This window comes from Thauera aromatica (assembly GCF_023093595.1).
In the GTDB taxonomy this organism is placed as follows: domain Bacteria; phylum Pseudomonadota; class Gammaproteobacteria; order Burkholderiales; family Rhodocyclaceae; genus Thauera; species Thauera aromatica_A.
Genome location: NZ_JALLIK010000105.1, coordinates 1 through 18,920 on the forward strand (window position 1 = coordinate 1; position 18,920 = coordinate 18,920).

Sequence of the window (18,920 nt, forward strand, 5' to 3'; positions counted from 1 at the left end):
GCTTGCCAGTTCGGCGGGGGAAAGCAGGCGGAAGCGCTGCGGCGGGGTGCGCTCGTGCTTCAGCAGCTCGGCCAGGGCGTCGAGGCCGTGCGCGGCGGCGTAGTCGTTGGCATCGAAGTTCGGCGGGCAATCCTCGGGCAGCGCCACCCAGGCCACCGGGCCACCGATGCCGGCGGCAATCGCTGCGGCCTGGTGTTCGGCTCCCGCATCGGGCACCAGCACCAGCCGCAGGCCGGGGTAGTGCTGGCGCAGGGCGCGGGCGATGGTGTCGACGTTGCCCTTGCCGAAGCAGGCCACGGCGGCGCGGCCGGTCGCTTGGTACAGGCTCGCGGCGGTCGCTGCGCCTTCGGCCAGGTACGCCACACCACCCGCGAACGCTTCGGGGCTGGGGCGGCCTTCTGGCGCATCCTGGTGCACCGCCAGCGCACCACCGGCAATCCGGCAGCCGGGCAGGCTCAGTTTCGGCGGGCCAGCCTCGGGGCTCGCCAGTTGCACGCTTTGCAGCTCGCCGGTCGAGAGGTTCCAGACGGGCAGCGCCAGCCAGCCGGCGCAGTCGTGCCCGGCGATGGTCAGGCCGGCGGGGGCGATGCGCAGGCCGTCAGGGGCCATGCCCTTGCGGGTCAGGTAGCCGTGGTCAGCGGGGGCGGGCGCACAGCGGCCCCATAGGGCGGCAGGGGCGGCGGACATGCTCTTGCCCTCCCGGCAGGGGGTTCGCGGCTCCTGCGCCGTTCTGGCGCGTTCTGCACAGTCTTCTGTCTGTCGGTTGACCGGTCGACTGTCAGACAGAGGTTTCAGGGGCGGCGGGCTCCCGCCGGACTCGTCCTGCCAGCCGGCGGCGCGGGCAGCGGCAAACAGCGTCCCCGCTCCGATGCCCTCGCCCTTCATGCTGGTCCAGGTCGCGCGGCAATCGGCCTCGTTGCGGTAGTTGCCGGCGGTTGCGCTCCAGTCGTGCCAGTCTTCGAAGGTGATGCCGGCGGCTTTCGCGGCCATGCCCAGGCGCACCCATTCCGGGCGCGGGCAGCCGGCGTCAAGGCTCCGCAGCGCAGAGCGGGCACGCCCGGCCTCGTGCGCCGGGTCGAAGTTGCGCGGCTTCATCACGCGAACCACCGGGCCGACAGCGGCAGCAGGAAGGCGACCACAGCCAGCGCCAGCCAGGCGACCAGCTCGGGCGCAATGCCTCCGGCCTGGTGCCGGTGCAGGGTGCCGGTGGTGTGGTCGAGGCGATAGCGGGCGATGTGGGCGGCTTCGCCATTGGCGAGGGTGACAGGTACGCGCACGGTCTCGATGCGCCAGCCCAGGCCACGCAAGACGTGCACGGCGGCAGCCAGTCGCCAGCCTCCGGCGTCGTCGAGAAATTGGCGCTGGTCGAGGTGCCCATGCCGCTGCAGCAGCGCCAGGGCTTCGGCCGGTCGGGTGTTCGGGCGGGGCAGCGTCGGCGGCGCTTCGCTGGCGCGCTTAATACCGGGCAGGCCGGTTTTCTGCGGGGTAGAATGGGCGCTGCTCTTGGCGCTCGGTACTGCTTCGGCGGGCCGAGCGTTTTTCATGCCGCCACCTCGCCAGCGGTCAGGCGGTCGAGGTCAGCGGCGTCCCACAGAAGGCGGCCGTTCGGCAGCTTCGTCGGACGCAAGCCCAGGTAGTGCCCGTTCAGGCACAGGGCGCGGCGCAGCGTTTGGGGGCGAACCCGAAGGACTGCGGCCGCTTCGGCCGTGTCCAGCTTGCGGGGATTGAGAATGACGCGAAATTGCTTGTTCATGTTGTGCCGTCCTTGCGTTGAAGACGACACGAATACTGAACACTACATTTCAATCATCAGATACCCGGCGATACCGGACTCGGTATCACCCCGTACCAAGAGGCGTTGAAAAACAGTTACTTGAAAAGTGACGCGACGGCGGCAAGCGGAGCCTTCGCTTCCGGGAAAATCTCCAGGTACAGGCTTCGCGCTCCAGCCTGCTGGCCGGCAGCTCTAGGCCACTTGCATATAGCCCTGTAATGCTCTCGGAACGCCTTGAGTTCCATTTCCTCGAACTGGTCCGGGTGCCGCCTCTTCATCAACCAAAGAAGGTCTCCCGCGTCCCCAGGCATGCAGTTGCTATCGAACAGCTTTCCGTTTTCGGCATGGAACGCACGAATGCGCTCCACCACCTCGGCCACGAAGTCGCGCTTCAGCTTCGCCTTGTTCGGCGCGGCGTCTTCCTGGCATGCCTCGGCGTGTTCCATTGGGCGAAGCCATGCGCGGATGTGCACACTCGGCTCTTCTCCCTGACGTGCCAGCCAGTCGCGGAAGGCTGCGCGCGTGACGGTATACCAAGTCTCCACCTTCTGTCGTGCAGGCCGCGCCGGCCGGCGCTCCGGTCGGACTCGCTCATACCATTCGCGAGGAGAGAGGTATTGTGACCTCACAATAGGCCGGAAGAGGTCCGAATCATCGCGCACCTCGACTGTTCGGCTGTGCTGCTCGGCCTCCAAGTCTCCGGCTTCGATTGCATGGCCGATGGCTGCGCACAGAGCGCTGCGGTTTCTACGTGCCTTGCTCTTGTCTGCGTCTGTCCCCTCAACAGGGTATTGCAAGCAAGCAATGTGCCCAACGGCGAAGGCGTCGGGCCATCCGGCGGCGCGCACCTCGGGGGTAACGGCGAATCCAGGCACGCGCAAAACTTTTTCCCACGCAAGGTCTACGGTCATATCTCGGTCTGCGCTCCATCGTGCGCACCATCGGGGAAGGTGCCGCCCCAGGCCGGCGATGGTGTCCGGCTCTTCCCTCCGTCGAGGTAGGGGCGGCATGCTCGGTCAGCAATAAAAGCGATGCACCTGTATAGCGATACCCGTCACGCCCACTTGATGCGCGAACGCCTCCAATCGCGCGCCGTCGACCAGCACAAGGTCGCCATCCTCTGGGGACTTGGCGGAATCGATTAGCAATAGATCTCCCGCCTGAACCTCGCCGCGCGGGGCGAGGATGGCCGTGATTGCCTTCACGAAGTAGCGCCCCGGTTCAACGGCGATAGGCGCTTCGGGTACCAAAGTACAATTTGCGGTAGCCATGATGCAATCTCCTGAATTGCGTTGTGGTCAGGGGCGGCGCTGGCGCTGGTATCGCCACGCCTCCCCGCTTCTTGCCGGCATCCGGCCGGCGGCGGCATTGCTCGGTCAGGCGCTGTGCTCTTGCTTCGGCTCGAAGCGAATCACCAGCCTTTGCCCGCAGGCGTCGGCGTACTTGCGCAGGGTCGCCAGGGACGGGGCGTGCTTGCGGCTGCCGATGCTGCCCTCGATGCGGGCCACGACAGGCTGCGACACGCCCATGCGCTCGGCCAACTCCGTCTGCGTCAGGCCGGCACGCTGACGGGCGCGCAGCAGCTCGGCCAGGGCGGCGAACTCATCGGCCATGCCGTCGTAGGCTTCACGGAATGCCGGGTCGCGCTTGCCGGCCTCCTCTGCGAAGGCGCGCGGGTTGAAGGCGACAGGGTTGTATTGCTCGCTCATGGGCGGACCTCCTTCATGCGGCGGCGTGCGGTATCCAATGCGCGCTGCGGGGTTTGCTCGGTCTTTTTGATGAAGCCGTGCAGGATGACAACGCGCCTGCCCACGACAGTGCAGAACAGGGCGCGTCCGATGCCTTCCTGCCCCTTGGCGCGAATCTCGAACAGGCCGTCCCCCATTGCGCGGGTGTAGGGCATACCCAGGTTCGGGCCATGCTCTGCGATGCGCTCGGCAATCCTGGTGAAGCTGGCAAGGATGCCGCCGGGCCATTTCGTCACCTCAGCTTGCACGGCTTCGTTGAAGAACTCGATACGGTAGCTCATGGGGGTGAATATAGCCTACGTGCTATATGAAAGCAATGCCAGTCAGGCCACCACCCGCAGCGCGGGTGCGGCCTCATCCTGGTGCGGCTGTTCGATGCCGGCCTCGGTCAGAATCCACGCCTCGATGCGCTCATGCCACTGGCGCAGCAGGTCGATGGGGCGGACGCGGTAATGCTTCTCAGCGGTCGCACTCGGCTTGTGGCCTTGGATTTGCGCCACGATGCCGGCGGGCACTTCACACCATTCGGACAGGCTGCCGAAGCTGCGCCGCAGGCCGTGAATTGTGATGCTGGGCAGACCGGCATCCCTCAAGGCGCGGTTGTGGGCGATGCGGGGTTCTTGCAGGCGGCCCGATGCGGCGGTCTTGCTGCTGAACACCCAGGGCGAAGGCTCCCAGGCTTCCAGGTCGTTGCGGACACGCTTGCCGTGCAGGATGCGATGCGGCGGCGGCGGGGTGTCGTTGCGGCGCTTCAGCTCCAGCAGCAGGCCGGCCACATAGGGCGTCAGCGGAATGGTGCGTTCGCCTTCCACCTTGTCGCGGATGATGATTTTACGCCAGCGGAAATCCACGTCTTCCCATCGCATTTCGGCCACCTCCTCCCGGCGCGCTCCGGTCAGCAGGGCCACTTGCAGGTAAGCGGACTGCACCGGGTTGGCGATGGCGCGCACCTCGCGGAACCAAGGGCGCAGCATTTCGCGCTCTAGCGCGTCCTGCTTGGCTTGGCGCTTGGGCAGTTCATCGCGGGCGATGCGGCCGGCGCAGGCGTCGGCGTGAATCTGCCCCTGGTACTCGGGGCGGTCGGCGCACCAGTTCAGGAAGGCGCGCAGCAGACGAAAGGCGAGTGCGGCTTGCGTCGGGCGCTTGGCGGCGTCGTCCTTCAGGAAGGCGCGCACGGTCGGCGCGTCAATCTTGCTCAGCGGCAGCGCCAGCAGGGCGCGCAGGGCTCCGGGCTGGGTCTTGCCGTCCTCGGTCGTCTTGCGGCCTCGGGTGATGGCCTCGCCCCCCTCTTTGCTCAGGGTCAGGTGGTCCCGGTAGCTGCGCTCTCCCCACTTCGGGCGGCGGGCCTCGATGTAGGCGCTCCAGGCGTCGAGGGCGGGCGCTTCGATGCGGCGGGCTTCCTCGCGCTTGGCTTCGCTGGCGGCGATGCGCTCGCGCTTCTGTTCGCGCGGGTCGGTGCCCTGGTCAATCAAGGTTTGCAGGCGGCGCGCTTCGGCGCGGGCGTCGTCGAGGTTCCAGGCGCGCACGTCCCCGATGGTCACGCGCAGGGTGCGGCGGTTCAACTTGGACTCGAAGATGTACGCCTTTGCGCCAGCGGTCGCACGCACGGCAAGGCGGGGCGCTTCGGTGTCCCACAAGAAGGCTTGGGCCTTGCCGGTCGGGATGATGAAGCGGCGGATGCGGTCAGGGGTCAGGCGCTCGCGTTGCATGGTGTCGGCTCCGGCTCAGGTTGGCTACACGGCGGTTCCATGTAGCCACCATGTAGCCACCATGTAGCCAAATTCTAGCAATCCGGTTCAACGTCGAGCAACACAAAAAATCATCTTTTCCTTGTTTTTCAATGCATTTGCGCGTTTTTCTGCATATCGCTCAACCCCGAAAAATACGCTTTCCCTCGGACTCATAATCCGTTGGTGCTGGGTTCGACTCCCAGGGGGCCCACCAATAGAATCAGGGGCTTAGGAGAAATCCTAAGCCCCTTTTCATGTCAGGCGACAGCCCCCTTCCCTGGTCGCCGGCACCGCCGCGAGCGGCATCCCCGCCCCCCACAAGCGGCGCATTCCCGCCTCTACCGCCCGTTCCACTGTCTCCACGTCACTCCCCTGGACACCGCTCAACCGAACCCAATTTGTAGAGAAAATCGTTATTTTTCGACACGAGAAGATATCATGTCGAACCCATCGACACGTTCTGCTCACACGTCGATTATTCAAGCAACCATCGACACATGCCCTTCGACCCGCAGAAGCCATACAACGACCTCCCTGCCCTTCCCCCTCAGGCGGAAGTCGAGTCGCGGACCATCCTGAAGGCTTGCATCGAGGCGCGTGCAGCCGTCGCCGAACTCAAGCAGGCCGGTGAACTGATCCCCAACCAGGCCGTGCTAATCAACAGCATTCCCTTGCTGGAAGCGCAGGCAAGCTCGGAAATCGAGAACATCGTCACCACGACGGATCGCCTCTTCCAGTTTGCCGACGACCGCGAATCCTTGGCCGACCCGGCGACGAAGGAGGCGCTCCGCTATCGAACAGCGCTGCGCGAGGGGTTCGAATCGCTGCGTCGTCATCCACTCACAACCCGTACCGCGGTCGACATCTGCCGCACCATCAAGGGCGTCGACATCGACATCCGCAAGACACCCGGCACGGCGCTGATGAACGGCCGCAGCGGCGAGGTGGTCTACACCCCGCCCGAAGGTGAGGCACACATTCGCGACAAGCTCTCCAACTGGGAGCACTTCTTGCACGAGGCCGAGCACATCGACCCGCTGGTGCGCATGGCCATCAGCCACTACCAGTTCGAGGCCATCCACCCTTTCGTCGATGGCAACGGCCGAACCGGCCGGGTGCTCAACCTGTTGTACCTGGTCGAGCAGGGCTTGCTCGACATCCCAGTGCTCTACCTTTCCAAGGCCATCATCGAAGCCAAGCAGGACTACTATCGGCTCCTGTTGAACGTCAGCCGGGATGCCGCCTGGGAGCCCTGGATCCTGTTCATGCTCGACGCAGTTCGCAGTACCGCGCACTGGACGACGTCCTGCATCAAGGCCACCAGGGCGCTCATCGACGAAACCGCCGAGCGGATGAAGCGTGACGCACCCGGCATCTACTCCCGCGAGCTGACCGAGCTGATCTTCGTACAACCCTATTGCCGCATCGCCAACGTCGTTGACGCCGGCATTGCCCAACGCCAGACGGCATCGGTCTATCTGAAGCAACTCGTGGACATCGGTCTCCTTCGCGAAATGAAGGCCGGACGGGAGAAGCTCTTCATCAACCCGCACCTGATTCAAGCACTTTCCGCAGCCTGACATGCGCGCTTGGCCAGAGCAATCGCCCGGCGGCTGCCCGTCGTTTTTTCCGCAGATCGACGTTAAAGGGACTGCTTCACTCGGCAACCGGCTGGACAGCCTACCCCCGCGACTCGGCCTTTGCCGACCTCGGGCCTCAGGCCCGCCACAGGCGCGCGCCTGTGTGCAAGCCCCGCCGCAAGTCGTCCACGGCCATGCAGGGGCAATACGAACTGTCGGCAACTCACCGGCTCGATCGGCTCCGCCGCCGCCACACCCACACATAGACGCCGGCATTGACGCCCAGCACGATCCCGGCGAGTACGGCCTGGACGCCCTGCGTCATGCCTTCCGGATAGATCAGCGCGAGCAGGTAGTGCTCGACGAAGCCCCCTGCATAACCGGCCTCGCCCGCCCGGGCGCGCAGCAGGTTTTCCAGCGGAGTGAGCGGGCAGATCCGCCCGCTGAGCTCGATGAACACCCCCCAGGCGGCCGCGGGAAGATGCAGCAGCGGCGCCCACCGCCAGCGCAGGGCAAGCAGCCCGCCGGCGAGCACGAAGACGATGAACGCCAGGTGCAGCAGCAGGACGAGATCGGCGGCGAGACGGAAAATCATTGCCGCTGCGACCGGCGGTCAAGCGCCAGCGGGCGCACCATCGGTCACTCGACGATGGTCTGCGCCTCGCCCTCCTTGCGGCTGTCGATGCGGCCGATGCGGTACACCGTCTCGCCCGCTGCAGTGAGTTTTTCGGCCGCGGCATCGGCGTCTTCGGCCGAGACCACCACCACCATACCGATGCCGCAGTTGAACACGCGCAGCATCTCGTCGCCATCGACGTTGCCCGCCATCTGCAGCCACTGGAACAGCGGCGGCAGCGTCCATGCGCCGCCGTCGATGCGGGCGACGAGTTCGTCGCGCAGAATGCGCGGCACGTTCTCGGTGATGCCGCCGCCGGTGATGTGGGCCATGCCTTTGATCGTGCCCGGCATCGCCTGCATCAGCGCGAGCAGCGGCTTGACATAGATCCGGGTCGGCGCCATCACCACGTCGCGGAAGGCGCGGCCATGGAACGGGGCATCGAAATCGACCTTGGCGCGCTCGGCGATCTTGCGGATCAGCGAGTAGCCGTTCGAATGCGCGCCGCTGGAGGCCAGCCCCAGGACCACGTCGCCCGGCACGATGCGGCTGCCGTCGATGATGTCGGCCTTCTCCACCGCGCCGACGGCGAAGCCGGCGAGATCGTATTCACCCGCCGGGTACATGCCGGGCATCTCCGCGGTCTCGCCGCCGATCAGCGCGCAGCCGGCCAGTTCGCAGCCGTGGGCGATGCCCTTGACGACGTCGGCGGCGGTGTCGACGTCGAGCTTGCCGCAGGCGAAGTAGTCGAGAAAGAACAGCGGCTCGGCGCCCTGGACGAGGATGTCGTTGACGCTCATCGCCACCAGGTCCTGGCCGACGGTGTCGTGCTTGTTCAACTGGAAGGCGAGCTTGAGCTTGGTGCCGACGCCGTCGGTGCCGGACACCAGCACCGGCTCCTTGTACTTCTTCGACAGCTCGAACAGCGCGCCGAAGCCGCCGATGCCGCCGAGCACTTCCGGACGCAGGGTGCGCTTGGCGAGCGGCTTGATGCGATCGACCAGGGCGTCGCCGGCATCGATATCCACGCCGGCGTCACGATAAGAAAGGGAGGCCTGGGGCTCGGCGGGAGGGGCGGGATGGTGTGCGCTCAAGATCGTTCCTTTGGACTTGCAGGATACTGGGCTGGCGCCGCCCGGCGGCGGATCGAACTTGAGACCGCGCTGCCAAGTGGCTACATTTACGGGTTTCGCGGGTAGGATGCCCCGCACCAAGTCCGCGATTTTACTAGAAATGAGCCCTCCCCGCGCCGATCGTCTGCAAACCCTGGCCTGGACCGCGGCGGGCCTCGCGCTGGTCGGCCTGTTCTGGGCCCTGGGGCCGATCCTCGCCCCGTTCGTGATCGCCGCGGTGTTCGCCTACATCTGCGACCCGGCGGTGAGCTGGATGGTGGCCCGGCGCGTGCCGCGTGCGTTCGCCGTGCTGCTGGTGATCATCGCGGCCGGTCTCGCACTGGTGACGCTGGCGCTGATCCTGCTGCCGATGGTGTATCGCGAAGGCGTGCTGCTGGTCAGCCGCCTGCCCGACCTGATCGAAATGTTCAACGCCCAGCTGTCGCCGCTGCTGCAGGCGCGGCTGGGAATCGACCTGCAGCTCGACGCCGCCCAGTTCCGCCAGCTGATCGCCGACAACTGGAGCAGCGCCCAGGACATCCTGCCGGTCCTGATCGGCCATCTCAAGACCGGCGGCATGGCGCTCGCCGGGTTCCTCGTCAACCTGTTCCTGATTCCGCTGGTGATGTTCTACCTGCTGCAGGAATGGCCGCGCATCCTCGCCGAGCTGGAACGCATCGTCCCCCGCCCCTGGCTGGCCCGGACGATGCGTATCCTCAACGACATCGACTCGGTGATGTCCGAATTCCTCCGCGGCCAGCTGTCGGTGATGTTGCTGCTGGCCCTGTTCTACAGTCTGGGGCTGTGGCTCGCCGGACTGAAATTCGCCCTCCCCGTGGGCGTGCTGACCGGCCTGCTGGTGTTCATTCCCTATGTCGGCTTCGGTGGCGGCCTGCTTCTGGCGATCATGGCCGCACTGCTGCAAGGCGAAGGCTGGCCGCCGCTGATCGGTGTCGCCGCGGTCTACGGCTTCGGCCAGCTGCTGGAGAGCTTCCTGCTCACGCCCTACCTGGTGGGCGAACGGATCGGCCTGCATCCGCTTGCGGTGATCTTCGCGCTGATGGCCTTCGGCCAGCTGTTCGGCTTCGTCGGCGTGCTCGTGGCGCTGCCGGTGAGCGCGGCACTGCTCGTGGGCTTGCGCGAAGTGCGCCACGCCTGGTTCGCCAGTCCGGTCTATCTGGGGAGCGAAGCGCCGGCCGGCACGAAGGACGCCTCCCCGCAATGAAGCAGCTCGTCCTCGACATCCGCCCCGACACGCCGCCGACGCTGGAAAACTTCGTCGCCGGCGCCAACGCCGAGCTGGTGGCGGCGCTGTCGCTGCTGGCCTCGCCGGCAACCGCGGCGCAGTTGCCGGCACGCCATCTCTACCTCTGGGGCGGACCGGGCAGCGGCCGCAGCCACCTGCTCCGCGCCACCCTCGGCATGGCCCGTGCGGCCGGCCGCCCCACCCATCTGCTCGCCGCGGCCGACGTGGACGACAGTCTGCCGGAAACGGTCGATGCCTTGCTTGCGGTGGACGATGTCGAGCAGTTGTCCGCCGACGCCCAGATCGCGCTGTTCAATGCCTTCAACCGCGCCCGCGGCAACCGCCAGTCGCTGCTCCTGTCCGGGCCGGCAGCGCCGCTCGGGCTGGCGCTGCGCGAAGACCTGCGCACCCGCATCGGGCAGAGCCTGGTGTTCGAGGTCCGGCCGCTCGACGACGACGCCCGCGCCACCCTTCTCGCCACCCTCGCCGAACGTCGCGGCTTGCGCCTGGCCGACGAGGTGGTCGACTTCCTGCTGCGCCATGGCCGTCGCGACCTCGCCAGCCTGCGCAGGGTGCTCGACGCCCTCGATGCGGCCTCGCTCGAACGCAAACGCCCGATCACCCTGCCGCTGCTGCGCGAGATGATGCAGCAGGGCCTGGAAATCTGAACAACGGAGCCTCACCGTGAACCTCGTCCTCTTCGACCTCGACAACACCCTGCTCGCCGGCGACTCCGACTTCGCCTGGGCGCAGTTCCTGATCGGCAAAGGCGTGCTCGACCGCGAAGTGCAGGAGGCGAAGAATCTCGCCTTCCTCGAACAGTACAAGGCCGGCACCCTCGACATCTTCGAGTTCCTCGACTTCCAGCTCGCCCCGCTCGCCCGCCACCCGCGCGCCGAGCTCGACGCCTGGCACCGCGAGTTCATGGAGCTGGCGGTGCGGCCGATGATCACCGCCAAGGCGCGCGCGCTGGTCCAGGAACACCTGGACAGCGGCGCGCTGGTCGCGGTGGTGACGGCGACCAACGCCTTCGTCACCGGCCCGATCGTGCGCGAGTTCGGCATCCCCCACCTGGTCGCCACCATCCCGGCGCAGGAAGGCGGCGCGTTCACCGGCAAGCCGCGCGGCCTGCCGGCGTTCAAGGCAGGCAAGATCGAGCGCGTCGACAACTGGCTGGAGTCGCTCGGCCTGCACCTGGGCAGCTTCGACCGGAGCTGGTTCTACAGCGATTCGCACAACGACCTGCCGCTGATGCAGCGGGTCTCCAACCCGGTGGCCGTCGACCCCGACGACACGCTGCGCACTCACGCCCGAACGCAAGGCTGGCCGGTGATCTCGCTGCGCTGAGCGCGCCCCGCCCCGTGCCCGGCTCCCCCCGGCGCGGGGTGTCTGTCCGCGCTCGCGGGCGACACCGTCGCACACACGCTCGCCGAACCGGCAATGCGATCGGTTATGATTGCGCGCTTATGCAAGGACAACGCCTTTCCCGATGATCCGCAAGCTGCTGCGCAAGGTTTTCAAGCGCCCGGCGCACTCCGCACGCCACGAACCCGCCCTCATTCCCGTCGAACGCCACGGCATCCGCCGCGAGCAGCTGTCACCGGCTGCGCGCAAGACCTGCGCCGTGCTGCAGGAGGCCGGCTTCAAGGCCTTCGTCGTCGGCGGCGCGGTGCGCGACCTGCTGATCGGCCATCCGCCCAAGGACTACGACGTCGCCACCAGCGCCACTCCGGAAGAAGTGCGCGCGCTGTTCCGCCGCTCGCGCATCATCGGCCGCCGCTTCAAGATCGTGCACGTGATGAGCGGGCCGGAGACGATCGAGGTCTCCACGTTCCGCGCCGGGCAGGACGCCGATACGGCCGAGACCGACGAGCACGGCCGCGTGCTGCGCGACAACGTCTACGGCAACCAGGCCGAAGACGCCACCCGGCGCGACTTCACTGTCAATGCGCTGTACTACGACCCGGGCACCGAGACCATCGTCGACTACCACCACGGCGTCGCCGACATCCAGCAGAAGACCCTGCGCATGATCGGCGACCCGCGCACGCGCTACCGCGAAGACCCGGTGCGCATGCTGCGCGCGGTGCGCCTGGCGGCGAAACTGGGGCTCAGCATCGACCCCGCGGCGCGCCATCCGATCCGCGACATGGCCACCCTGCTGGAAAACGTGCCCGCCGCGCGTCTGTTCGACGAGATGCTCAAGCTGCTGTTCTCCGGCTATGCGGTGAAGTGCCTGCAGCAGCTGCGCGCAGAAGGCCTGCACCACGGCCTGCTGCCGCTGCTCGATGTCATCCTCGAACAACCCCTGGGCGAGCGCTTCGTCTGGTTGTCGCTCGAGAACACCGACGAGCGCGTGCGCGAGGACAAATCCGTATCGCCCGGCTTCCTGTTCGCCACCCTGCTGTGGCACGAAGTGCTCGCGGCATGGGAAAGGAAGAAGGCCGCCGGCGAGCACGCCCAGCCGGCGCTGTTCGAAGCGATGGACGAGGTCCTCGACGCCCAGGCCGGCAAGCTCGCGATCACCCGCCGCATCGTCGGCGACATCAAGGACATCTGGGCGCTGCAGCCGCGTTTCGACAAGCGCTCGGGGAAAACCCCTTACCGCCTCATCGAGCAGCCCCGCTACCGCGCAGGGTGGGACTTCCTGCGCCTGCGTGCGCAGGCCGGAGAGATCCCACTGGAAATCGTCGACTGGTGGGACCGCTTCGCCCATGCCGGCCACGACGAGCGCGATGCACTGGTCCGCCAGGCGCCGGCCGAAGCGGCGCCGGCGAAGAAGCGCCGCCGCCGCCGGCGCAAGCCGGTCGATGGCGAGGCCGTCGCCTCCACGGACAGCGCATGAGACACCCTGCACGGCCGCCCGAAGGGATGCGTTCACCTTCCCCGAGGTCGAAATCGCGTAGCGACTGGAGGGCCGTCCAGTGAACGCGGCGGCGCGCGTGCGCGCCTACATCGCCTTCGGTGCCAACCTCGGCGATCCGGCGATGGCATTCGCCCTTTCGCTGCAACGCCTCGGCGCCCTGCCCGCGAGCGCGGTCGCAGCACACTCCGCGCTCTACCGCAGCGCACCGATCGGCGTGGACGGCCAACCCGACTACATCAACGCCGTCATCGCGCTCGACACTGCGCTCGACGCCCACGCCCTGCTCGATGCCCTGCACGGCATCGAGCGCGACAGCGGCCGCACCCGCGACTATCCGATGGCGCCGCGCACGATCGACCTCGACCTGCTGCTCTACGGCGACGCGGTCATCGATACGCCGGCGCTGCAGGTGCCGCACCCGCGCATGCACCTGCGCGCCTTCGCCTTGCTGCCACTCGCCGAGATCGCGCCGGAGACCGTCATTCCCGGCCACGGCAGCCTCGCCGGGCTGCTCGCCGCCGTCGACAACCAGGCTATCACCCGCCTCGGATAAGATCCGCCGCCCCCTCCTGCGCCGCCGCCATGCCCGCCTGGCTCCAGTCCGCCACCGCTACCGTCAGCGCCAGCCCCGTCTGGCTGCAGACCACCGTGCTGCTTGCCGCATCCAACGTGTTCATGACCTTCGCCTGGTACGGCCACCTCAGGACGATGCAGGCCCGGGCCTGGTACGTCGCGGCGATCGTGAGCTGGGGGATCGCGCTGTTCGAATACCTGCTCCAGGTCCCGGCCAACCGCATCGGCGCCACCACGCTGAGCCTGGCGCAACTGAAGATCCTGCAGGAAGTGATCACCCTGCTGGTGTTCGTTCCCTTCGTCGTGATCTACATGAAACAGCCGCTCAAGCTCGACTACCTGTGGGCGGGCCTGTGCATGCTCGGCGCGGTCTATTTCGTGTTCCGCAGCTGATCCACGGCGGCAATGCACTTGTGCATCGCACCCGTTTGGTGAAAACTCCGTCCTCCCATCAGGAGCGATGTATGAGTTATCTCCAGGACCAGAAACCCGTGACCCTGTTCGAACTGGGCAGGATGCGCGCCGCAGGCGAGAAGATCGCGATGCTCACCTGTTATGACGCGAGCTTCGCCGCGGTGCTCGGTCGCAGCGGAGTGGACGTCGCACTGATCGGCGACTCACTGGGCAACGTGCTGCAAGGACAGAAATCGACCCTGCCGGTGACGCTCGAACAGATGGCCTACCACACCGAGTGCGTGGCCCGTGCCGAAAGCCGCGCCTTCATCCTCGCCGACATGCCGTTCGGCAGCTACCACGAAAACCGCGAGCAGGCGATGCGCAATGCCGCACGCCTGATGGCGGCCGGGGCGCAGATGGTGAAGCTCGAAGGCGGCGAATTCATGGCCGACACCGTGCATTTCCTGGTCGAGCGCGGGGTACCGGTGTGCGCCCACATCGGCCTCACCCCGCAGTCGGTGCATCAGCTCGGCGGCTACCGGGTGCAGGGCCGCAGCGACGAAGGCGCGGCGCGGCTGAAAGCCGACGCCCTGGCACTGGAACAGGCCGGCGCCGCGCTGATGGTGATGGAAATGGTGCCCGCCGCGCTCGCCGCCGGAATCACCGCCAGCCTGCGCACCATGGCCACGATCGGCATCGGCGCCGGCCCCGGCTGCGACGGCCAGGTCCTGGTGCTGCACGACATGCTCGGCATTTTCCCGGGCAAGACCGCACGCTTCGTGCGCAACTTCATGGACGGCGCCGCCAGCATCGAAGATGCCGTCGCACGTTACGTCGCCGCGGTCAAGGACGGCAGCTTCCCCGCCGCCGAGCACTGCTACTGACCCCCCTGCCACCGCCCCGAAAACGATTCCGCATGCAGATCCACCATACCATCGAAAGCCTGCGCGCCGCCCGCGCCGGCGCCGGCAGGACGGCCTTCGTTCCCACCATGGGCAATCTCCACGACGGCCACATCGCGCTCATGCGCCAGGCCGCGAGCCATGCCGACAGCGTGGTCGCGAGCATCTTCGTGAACCGCCTCCAGTTCGGCCAGGGCGAAGACTTCGAGCGCTATCCGCGCACCTTCGCCGCCGATTGCGAAAAGCTCGCCGCCGCCGGCGTGGCGCACCTGTTCGCCCCCGACGAGGCCGTGATGTACCCGCAACCGCAGTCCTATCACGTCGATCCGGCGCCGGCCCACGTCTCTGTCCTCGAAGGCGCGTGCCGCCCCGGCCATTTCCGCGGCGTCGCCACCGTCGTGCTGAAGCTGCTCAACATCGTCCAGCCCGAACTCGCGCTGTTCGGCAAAAAGGACTACCAGCAGCTGATGGTGCTGCGCAACATGGTGTGCGAACTCGCGCTCCCGGTGGAAGTCCTAGAAGGCGAGACGGTGCGTGCCGGAGATGGCCTCGCGCTGTCCTCGCGCAACGGCTACCTGAGCGAGGAAGAGCGCGCCCGCGCGCCCCTGCTGTACCGTCTGCTGTGCCACATCCGCAGCGCCGTGGCAGGCGGCGAGCGCGACTTGACGAAGCTCGAAGCCGAGGCGGTGGCGCAACTGGAGGGGGCCGGCTGGCAGCCCGACTACGTCGCCGTGCGCCGCCGCGCCGACCTGCAGCCGCCGACCCGCGAGGACGATGCGCTGGTCGTGCTGGCCGCGGCCAGACTGGGACGTACCCGGCTGATCGACAACCTCGAAATCTGAGCAAGCATCGTCGTTTCCTCCGCGGGTGAGGTCGGCAAACCCGGGTCAGCCTGCCGGCGGCGCCCGACAGGAACGCCACTCAGGCCCATGCGCCGTGGGGTAAGTGCGAGCCGGATGAGACAAGGGGAAATCGGGACTGCACTGCAAAGTAGGGTTGTTCCCTGCTTGCATCCCGAAAGGCTTGGAGCCAATCTGTAACAAAACCGGCCGCGACATGCAGCCCGAGCGTCAACAACCGTGGGGGGATCAAGACAATGACGATCAGCGTAAAACAAATTCTCGACCAGAAAGGCCATACCTTTCACGCCGTGCGCCCGACCGATTCGGTGTTCGATGCGCTGTCGGTGATGGCCCAGTTCGATATCGGTTGCGTGCTCGTGACCGACGGCGATCGTCTGGTCGGCATCTTCACCGAACGCGACTATGCCCGCAAAGTAGTGCTCAAGGGGCTCATGTCGCGCAACGTCAAGGTCGGCGACCTGATGACGCCTGCCCCATTTACCGTGACGCGGGCGCACACCGTGGATGAAGTCATGGAAACGATGACCGAAAAGCGCTTCCGCCACATCCCGGTGGTGGAAAACAACAAAGTGCTCGGTATTGTCACCATCGGTGACATGGTGAAATCCATCGTCAGCCAGCAGGAGAAGACGATCAAGCACCTGGAGAGCTACATCGCCGGCGACCTTGCCGCGGAGTGAGCGGGAAGGTTCCGAAGCAACCCGAGCGGGTCGCACACCGCTGAAAACGCCGGGGAATCCCGGCGTTTTTGTGTTCACCCAGCGGATCGTCCGGCGGGCGCTCGCCGCGGTCAGCCCCCCGGTTCCAGGGCCTTGCCGATGACCTCCGCGACGTCCGGCGAGCACCCCTCGCTCGCCAGCACCCGTTCGAGTTGCGGGCGGATGCTCGCCTGCAGCGCGGCAGTGAGATGGCGCCAGTTCTCCAACGTGCGCGCCATGCGCGCCGCAACCTGGGGATTCTTCGCGTCCAGCGCCATCACCTGCTCGGCCCAGAAGGCATGGCCGCTGCCGTCGGCGGCATGGAACTCACCGGGGTTGGCGCGGAAGAAAGTGCCGAGCAGGGCATACACCTTGTTCGGGTTCGCCAGGCTGAACGCCGGGTCGTCGAGCAGGCTGCGCACCCGCTCCAGGGTCGGCGCTGCCGCCGCATCCCAGCGCCAGGCACCGGCCTGCAGCGCGAACCACTTGTCCAGCGCCAGGGCATCGTCGCGGTAGCGCGCATGGAACGCGGCCAGCGCCGTCCCGCGCGCCGGACTCGCGCTCTGCACCAGGGCGGCGAGTGCACCGAAACGCTCGGTCATGTTGGTGGCGCCCTCGAAGCGGGCCTGCGCGCACGCCAGCCCGCGCTCATCGCCGGCGGCGGCGAGGTAGCGCAGGGCAAGGTTGGCAAGCGCACGGCGGCCGGCGTCGCCCGGGTGGTAGCGGTAAACCGGCGCCGGCGCCGTCGTCTCGAGCACGGCCAGCCAGGACGCAGCCAGGGCACGGCCAAGGGTGCGCATCACTTTCATCAGCGCGCCGCGCAGCGCTGCGGGGTCGGCCGCCGCCATGCGCTCGAGCAGGTAAGCCTCGCCCGGCAGGGCGAGGGCCTGGGCGCGGAAGGCGGGGTCGAGCCGGTTGTCTTCGAGCAGGATGCAAAATGCCTCGACAAAGCCCGGCGCCACCTCCCCGGCCGGGTCCGCGGCCAGCGCCAGCACCACACGCTCGGCGTAGCGCTGGGCGGCGTCCCAGCGGTTGCAGGGATCGGCGTCGTGGGCCATGCGGAAGGCGAGCCGGGCATCATCCTCGTCCAGTTCGAGGATCACCGGCGCGGAAAAGCCGCGCAGCAGCGAAGGCACCGGCTCGGCATCGAGGCCGACGAAGCGGAACGTCTGCTCCGCCACGGTGAGACGCAGCACGCGCGTCGTCGCTCCGGCCTGGCTCTCGCCCTCCAGCCGCAGCGGCCGGTCGCGGCCATCCGGCCCGATCAGGCCGAGCGCGACCGGAATCACCAGCGGCAGCTTGAGCGCCTGGCCCGGCGTCGGCGGGGTGTCCTGGGCAAGGGTCAGAGTGTAGCTGCCGGCGGCAGCATCCCAAGCCCCACTGGCCTTCACCCGCGGCGTCCCGGCCTGACCGTACCAGCGCATGAAGGGGTCGAGATCGAAACCGTTGTTGGCCTCCGACATCGCTTCGACGAAGTCGTCGCAGGTCACCGCCTGGCCGTCGTGGTAGCTGAAGTAGAGGTCCATCCCGTTGCGAAACCCTTCCTGCCCGAGCAGGGTATGGAGCATGCGGATGACTTCGGCGCCCTTCTCGTACACCGTGGCGGTGTAGAAATTGTTGATCTCCTGGTAGCGGTCGGGGCGGATCGGGTGCGCCATCGGCCCCGCATCCTCGGGGAACTGCGCCGCGCGCAGCACGCGCACATCGTCGATGCGCTTGACCGCGCGCGCGGAAGCCGCGCCTTCGGGGCCGGCGGCCTCGCTGGCCACTCTCGCCAGCATGTCGGCGGAGAACTGCTGGTCGCGAAAGACGGTCAGCCCTTCCTTGAGGGTGAGCTGGAACCAGTCGCGGCAGGTGACGCGGTTGCCGGTCCAGTTATGGAAGTATTCGTGCGCGACCACGCTCTCGATGTTTTCGTAATCGAGGTCGGTGGCGGTGTCCGGCTTGGCGAGCACGAACTTGGTGTTGAAGATGTTCAGCCCCTTGTTCTCCATCGCCCCCATGTTGAAGTCGGCCACGGCGACGATCATGAAGCGGTCGAGGTCGAGCTCGAGGCCGAAAGTCTCCTCGTCCCAGCGCATCGCGTGCACAAGGGAATCCATCGCGTGCCCGCAGCGGTCGAGATTGCCTTCTTCCACCCACACCTGAAGCAGCACCTCGCGCCCCGACATCGTCCTCACCCGACGCTCGAGCGCGACCAGCCTCGCCGCGACCAGGGCGAAGAGGTAGGACGGCTTGGGAAAAGGGTCCTCCCACTTCGCGTAGTGACGGCCGCCGGGCAGCGCGCCCTCTTCGACCAGATTGCCGTTGGACAGCAGCACCGGGCAGGCGGCGCGGTCGGCTTCGAGCGTCACCGTGTACCGCGCCATCACGTCCGGACGATCGGGGAAACAGGTGATGCGGCGAAAACCTTCCGCCTCGCACTGGGTGAAGAAACCGCCGTTCGACCGGTAGAGGCCGGACAGCGTGGTGTTGGCGCGCGGATCGATGCGGGTGCGCACTTCGACGACGACGCGCTCGCCGCTGGCGCCGATCTCGAGCAGCGTGCCGTCTTCGCGCAAGGCCGCCGGAGGCTGGCCGTCGACGGTCAGCGCCAGGCGCTCGAGCGCTTCGCCCCACAACCGGATCGGGCCGTCTTCGACATCCGGATTGCGCACGCACAGCATGCGGTTGGTGACGAGGGTCGCCTCGGCATCGAGACTGAAATGCAGGTCGACGGTCTCGACCGTCCAGGGCAGCGGCCGGTAGTCGGCGCGCTGGATCGTTGGGGCGTGTTCGGTTTTCATCGTCTCTCCGTCGGCCGCGCGCAGGCGCGG

21 protein-coding genes are annotated in these 18,920 nt (G+C 67.2%); 10 read left to right on the forward strand and 11 right to left on the reverse strand.

Annotated features, from left to right (window positions below; genetic code table 11):
- The 8 genes from MXC99_RS11255 to MXC99_RS11290 all read right to left on the reverse strand — a co-directional run.
- Positions 1 to 1,095: PriCT-2 domain-containing protein (locus tag MXC99_RS11255; RefSeq protein ID WP_247725549.1), on the reverse strand; the 1,095-nt coding region annotated here is incomplete at its 3' end.
- The gene (locus MXC99_RS11260; protein ID WP_247725550.1) at positions 1,095 to 1,544 is read right to left on the reverse strand and encodes a helix-turn-helix domain-containing protein; all 450 of its coding nucleotides are present in this window, start codon (positions 1,542 to 1,544) and stop codon (positions 1,095 to 1,097) included. The genes MXC99_RS11255 and MXC99_RS11260, both read right to left, overlap by 1 nt.
- Positions 1,541 to 1,753, reverse strand: coding sequence for a hypothetical protein (locus MXC99_RS11265; protein WP_247725551.1), 213 nt, complete (start codon positions 1,751 to 1,753; stop codon positions 1,541 to 1,543). Before MXC99_RS11265 ends, MXC99_RS11260 begins: the two co-directional genes overlap by 4 nt.
- A 116-nt stretch (positions 1,754 to 1,869) precedes the next feature.
- A complete protein-coding gene (locus tag MXC99_RS11270) occupies positions 1,870 to 2,685 on the reverse strand; it encodes a hypothetical protein (RefSeq protein WP_247725552.1) in 816 nt (271 codons plus the stop codon).
- A 105-nt stretch (positions 2,686 to 2,790) separates the two neighbouring features.
- On the reverse strand, positions 2,791 to 3,045 hold the full coding sequence (locus MXC99_RS11275) for a hypothetical protein (protein ID WP_247725553.1): 255 nt from the start codon (positions 3,043 to 3,045) through the stop codon (positions 2,791 to 2,793).
- 105 nt (positions 3,046 to 3,150) lie between these two features.
- Complete coding sequence (locus tag MXC99_RS11280; RefSeq protein WP_247725554.1) at positions 3,151 to 3,483, reverse strand: helix-turn-helix domain-containing protein; 333 nt, start codon at positions 3,481 to 3,483, stop codon at positions 3,151 to 3,153.
- Positions 3,480 to 3,803, reverse strand: a complete 324-nt coding sequence (locus MXC99_RS11285) for a type II toxin-antitoxin system RelE/ParE family toxin (protein WP_247725555.1) — start codon at positions 3,801 to 3,803, stop codon at positions 3,480 to 3,482. Before MXC99_RS11285 ends, MXC99_RS11280 begins: the two co-directional genes overlap by 4 nt.
- A 42-nt stretch (positions 3,804 to 3,845) precedes the next feature.
- The gene (locus MXC99_RS11290; RefSeq protein ID WP_247725556.1) at positions 3,846 to 5,231 is read right to left on the reverse strand and encodes a tyrosine-type recombinase/integrase; all 1,386 of its coding nucleotides are present in this window, start codon (positions 5,229 to 5,231) and stop codon (positions 3,846 to 3,848) included.
- A gap of 518 nt (positions 5,232 to 5,749) precedes the next feature.
- Here MXC99_RS11290 and fic point away from each other — a divergent pair.
- Positions 5,750 to 6,832 carry a protein adenylyltransferase Fic gene (gene fic, locus MXC99_RS11295; RefSeq protein ID WP_247725557.1) on the forward strand — a complete coding sequence of 361 codons (1,083 nt, stop codon included), beginning with the start codon at positions 5,750 to 5,752 and terminating at the stop codon, positions 6,830 to 6,832.
- Between the two features lie 223 nt (positions 6,833 to 7,055).
- On the opposite strand, the gene MXC99_RS11300 is transcribed toward fic, so the two are convergent.
- Both MXC99_RS11300 and purM read right to left on the reverse strand, forming a co-directional pair.
- A complete protein-coding gene (locus MXC99_RS11300) occupies positions 7,056 to 7,427 on the reverse strand; it encodes a DUF2784 domain-containing protein (RefSeq protein ID WP_247725558.1) in 372 nt (123 codons plus the stop codon).
- 44 nt (positions 7,428 to 7,471) lie between these two features.
- Positions 7,472 to 8,542: a phosphoribosylformylglycinamidine cyclo-ligase gene (purM, locus tag MXC99_RS11305; protein ID WP_247725559.1), complete on the reverse strand. Its 1,071-nt coding sequence runs from the start codon at positions 8,540 to 8,542 to the stop codon at positions 7,472 to 7,474.
- A gap of 139 nt (positions 8,543 to 8,681) precedes the next feature.
- Here purM and MXC99_RS11310 point away from each other — a divergent pair, with 139 nt between their 5' ends.
- From MXC99_RS11310 to MXC99_RS11350, 9 genes are all read left to right on the forward strand, one after another.
- Complete coding sequence (locus MXC99_RS11310; protein ID WP_247725560.1) at positions 8,682 to 9,785, forward strand: AI-2E family transporter; 1,104 nt, start codon at positions 8,682 to 8,684, stop codon at positions 9,783 to 9,785.
- A complete protein-coding gene (gene hda / locus MXC99_RS11315) occupies positions 9,782 to 10,474 on the forward strand; it encodes a DnaA regulatory inactivator Hda (RefSeq protein WP_247725561.1) in 693 nt (230 codons plus the stop codon). The genes MXC99_RS11310 and hda overlap by 4 nt, the downstream gene beginning before the upstream one ends.
- Before the next feature lie 16 nt (positions 10,475 to 10,490).
- Positions 10,491 to 11,153 (forward strand): HAD family hydrolase, encoded by a 663-nt coding sequence (locus MXC99_RS11320; RefSeq protein WP_247725562.1) that lies wholly within the window; start codon positions 10,491 to 10,493, stop codon positions 11,151 to 11,153.
- A 142-nt stretch (positions 11,154 to 11,295) separates the two neighbouring features.
- Positions 11,296 to 12,651 (forward strand): polynucleotide adenylyltransferase PcnB, encoded by a 1,356-nt coding sequence (gene pcnB / locus MXC99_RS11325; protein WP_247725563.1) that lies wholly within the window; start codon positions 11,296 to 11,298, stop codon positions 12,649 to 12,651.
- 79 nt (positions 12,652 to 12,730) lie between these two features.
- Positions 12,731 to 13,225, forward strand: a complete 495-nt coding sequence (folK, locus tag MXC99_RS11330; protein WP_282100151.1) for a 2-amino-4-hydroxy-6-hydroxymethyldihydropteridine diphosphokinase — start codon at positions 12,731 to 12,733, stop codon at positions 13,223 to 13,225.
- Between the two features lie 29 nt (positions 13,226 to 13,254).
- Positions 13,255 to 13,638: a DMT family protein gene (locus MXC99_RS11335; protein ID WP_247725564.1), complete on the forward strand. Its 384-nt coding sequence runs from the start codon at positions 13,255 to 13,257 to the stop codon at positions 13,636 to 13,638.
- Between the two features lie 71 nt (positions 13,639 to 13,709).
- Positions 13,710 to 14,525: a 3-methyl-2-oxobutanoate hydroxymethyltransferase gene (gene panB, locus MXC99_RS11340; protein WP_247725565.1), complete on the forward strand. Its 816-nt coding sequence runs from the start codon at positions 13,710 to 13,712 to the stop codon at positions 14,523 to 14,525.
- A 32-nt stretch (positions 14,526 to 14,557) separates the two neighbouring features.
- Positions 14,558 to 15,385, forward strand: a complete 828-nt coding sequence (panC, locus tag MXC99_RS11345; protein WP_247725566.1) for a pantoate--beta-alanine ligase — start codon at positions 14,558 to 14,560, stop codon at positions 15,383 to 15,385.
- Between the two features lie 254 nt (positions 15,386 to 15,639).
- Positions 15,640 to 16,086 carry a CBS domain-containing protein gene (locus tag MXC99_RS11350; protein ID WP_247725567.1) on the forward strand — a complete coding sequence of 149 codons (447 nt, stop codon included), beginning with the start codon at positions 15,640 to 15,642 and terminating at the stop codon, positions 16,084 to 16,086.
- Between the two features lie 110 nt (positions 16,087 to 16,196).
- Here MXC99_RS11350 and pepN read toward each other — a convergent pair whose 3' ends face one another.
- Positions 16,197 to 18,890 (reverse strand): aminopeptidase N, encoded by a 2,694-nt coding sequence (gene pepN / locus MXC99_RS11355; protein ID WP_247725568.1) that lies wholly within the window; start codon positions 18,888 to 18,890, stop codon positions 16,197 to 16,199.
- Between the last annotated feature and the right edge of the window lie 30 nt (positions 18,891 to 18,920).